Source organism: Streptomyces sp. SID12488 (assembly GCF_010548275.1).
Classification (GTDB): domain Bacteria; phylum Actinomycetota; class Actinomycetes; order Streptomycetales; family Streptomycetaceae; genus Streptomyces.
In genome coordinates, this window is the sequence record NZ_JAAGLT010000070.1 from 1 (window position 1) to 3058 (window position 3058).

Below are 3058 nucleotides of genomic sequence, written 5' to 3' on the forward strand. Positions count from 1 at the left end.
GCTGCGTCCACCCCGTCTCCCCCAACGAAAACGCCCCAGCCGAACCCTCCGCCGCGAACAACACCCCCCTCAACGACCCACCCAACAACGGATCCAACACACCACACACCTCATCCAACGCCCCCGCGAACACCGGAAACGCCCCCCACAACTCCCGCCCCATCCCCACCCGCTGAGCACCCTGACCCGAGAACACCAAAGCCAACCCACCGGGACGGGTGGGGGCTTCGACGGTCAGAGGTGCCACAGCCGATTCCGGCTCGGTCAACTGCCTTAGCGAATGGGCGAGTTCCTCGCGGTCGGCTCCGGTCAGGACGGCGCGGTGGGGGTGCAGGGTGCGCGTGGTCGCGAGGGAGCGGGCGACGTCGAGGGCGGACTGCTCGGGGTGGGCGGCCAGGTGGTCGCTCAGCCGCTCGGCCTGTGCGCGCAGGGCGTCCGCGTCCGGTGCGGAGAGGAACCAGGGCACTGCCGGGAGCGTCCGGTCCGGGCCCGGCTCAGGGGAGGTGGCGTCCGTCGCCGGCGCCTCCTCAAGGATGACGTGGGCGTTTGTGCCGCTCACGCCGAACGCCGAGACGGCGGCGCGGCGCGGGCCCGACTCACGGGCCGGCCAGTCGCGCACCTCGGTGAGCAGTCGGACCGGACCGGAACTCCAGTCGACCATGGGGGTGGGCCGGTCGACGTGCAGGGTCTTGGGGAGCACGCCGTGCCGCATGGCCTGGATCATCTTGATCACGCCGCCGACGCCGGCCGCCGCAACCGTGTGTCCGATGTTCGACTTCAACGACCCGAGCCACAAAGGCCGTTCCCGGCCACGCCCATAGGTCGCCAGCAACGCCTGCGCCTCGATCGGATCCCCCAGGCGCGTCCCCGTACCGTGTGCTTCCACGGCGTCCACGTCGGCAGGGGCGAGGCGGGCGCTCTCCAGCGCCTGCCGGATCACCCGCTCCTGCGACGGACCGTTCGGCGCCGTCAGCCCATTACTCGCACCGTCCTGATTCACCGCACTGCCACGGACCACAGCCAGCACCCGATGACCGTTCCTACGGGCATCCGACAACCGCTCCACCACCAACAGCCCCACACCCTCCGACCAGGAGGTGCCGTCGGCCATCGCGGCGAAGGACTTGATCCGTCCGTCGGGCGCCAGTCCGCCCTGCCGGGAGAAGTCGACGAACCCGCCCGGGGTCGCGGTGACCGTCGCGCCGCCCGCGAGAGCGAGGGTCGACTCTCCTCGGCGTACCGACTCGACCGCCAGGTGGAGGGCGACCAGCGAGGACGAGCACGCGGTGTCGACGGACACGGCCGGGCCTTCGAGGCCGAAGGTGTAGGCGATGCGCCCGGAGGCCACGCTGCTCAGCTTGCCGGTCATGAGGTGGCCCTCAAGTTCGGCGGGGCCTTCGAGGCCGAGGTAGCTCTGCTCGATCACGCCGGCGAACACGGCGGTACGGCTGCCCCGGAGCGTCGCCGGGTCGATCCCGGCGTCTTCGATCGCCTCCCACGCCGTCTCCAGGAGGACGCGCTGCTGGGGGTCCATGGCGCGGGCCTCGCGGGGCGAGATGCCGAAGAAGTCGGCATCGAACAGGGCAGCCCCGTCGAGGAATCCGCCCTCCCTGGTGTAGGAGGTGCCCGGCTCGTCCCGGTCGGTGCTGTACAGGGCGTCCAGATCCCAGCCCCGGTCCGTGGGGAACTCGCCGATCGCGTCCCGGCCTTCGGCGGCGAGGCGCCACAGGTCGTCCGGCGACGCGACGCCGCCCGGGAAGCGGCACGCCATGCCCACGATGGCGACGGGTTCGGTGGCGGCCGATTCCAGCGTGTCGATCCGCTCGCGCGCCTTCTGCAGGTCGGCTGTCACCCACTTCAGGTAGTCGACGAGCTTCTGTTCCTTGGTCTGGGCCTGCTTCTGCTCACGGGACACGTCAGCGGACATGCGGAATCAGTCTCTCCTCGGTACCGGAATGGTCGGTTCTGAGCGGTTTTGGGCTGTTGTAGATGGTGCTGGACGGCAGGGGCGTGGGACGTCAGTCCGTTGCCCGGCCGAGCCGACTGTCGATGAAGTCGAAGATCTCGTCAGCGGACGAGGCCGCCATCAGGTCCGCAACATCGGCCGCGGCAGTGGACGGGAGCGGTCCGTCGGCCGGTCCGGCGAAGCGGTCGGCGAGGGCCCTCAGCCGTGCGGAGAGTGCCGCCTTCGTGTCATCGGTTCCTGGACCGTCCACCGCCAGGGCTTCGAGGGAGGCCTCCAGCCGGTCGAGTTCCGCGGTCACGGAACGGGCCGGCACGTCGTGGGCGGCCACCGCTTCAACGCGTACGTAGGCCGCGAGAGCGGCGGGTGACGGATGGTCGAAGACGACGGTGGCGGGCAGCGGCAGGCCGGTCTCGGCACCCAGCCGGTTGCGTAGTTCGACGCCGGTGAGGGAATCGAAGCCGAGCTCCTGGAAGGGGCGGTCGGGCATGATGTCGGAGGTGTCCGGGTGCTTGAGCACGTTCGCCACCAGTTCCGTCACGACGGTCAGGAGGTACTGCTCCTGCTGTGCCTCGCTCAGCGGAGCGAGCCGCTCGGCCAGGGAAACGGTGCCGCTCGTCTCCTCGTGGCCGTCGGGCGTTGCCGACGGTGCCGAGACGGGGCGTGACACGCGGGCGCCGTCCAACGGGGGCAGCGCGTCGAGCCAGTACCGCTGGTGCCGGAAGGCGTAGGTGGGCAGCGGGACCCGGCGGGCTCCGGTACCGGTGAAGTACGCCTCCCAGTCGACGGGGATGCCACGTGCGTGGAGCGTGCCGAGCGCTTCGACCAGGGTCTCCGGCTCGGGACGGCCCGCGCGGGTCGCGACGGTGGCGGCCAGGGCGTCGGGGTCGCGTACGGCCTGGGTGGCCAGGGCGGCGAGGACACCGCCGGGGCCGATCTCCAGGAGCGTGGTGACGCCTTCGGCTTCCAGGGTGGTGACGGCGTCGGCGTAGCGGACGGGCCGGCGGACCTGGTCCACCCAGTAGTCCGCGGACCGCAGATCCTCACCCGAGGCCACCCGGCCCGTCACCGTCGACACCACCGGCAACCTCGGCG

At 71.2% G+C, this 3058-nt stretch carries 2 protein-coding genes; both read right to left on the reverse strand.

All coding sequences use genetic code 11. The annotated features are described in order from the left end of the window. The coding region (locus tag G3I56_RS42470) for a type I polyketide synthase (RefSeq protein ID WP_164418858.1) at positions 1-1927 on the reverse strand (1927 nt) is incomplete at its 3' end. Between the two features lie 91 nt (positions 1928-2018). Then, positions 2019-3058 (reverse strand): phosphopantetheine-binding protein (locus tag G3I56_RS42475; RefSeq protein WP_239135465.1); only part of this gene is annotated, 1040 nt, incomplete at its 5' end.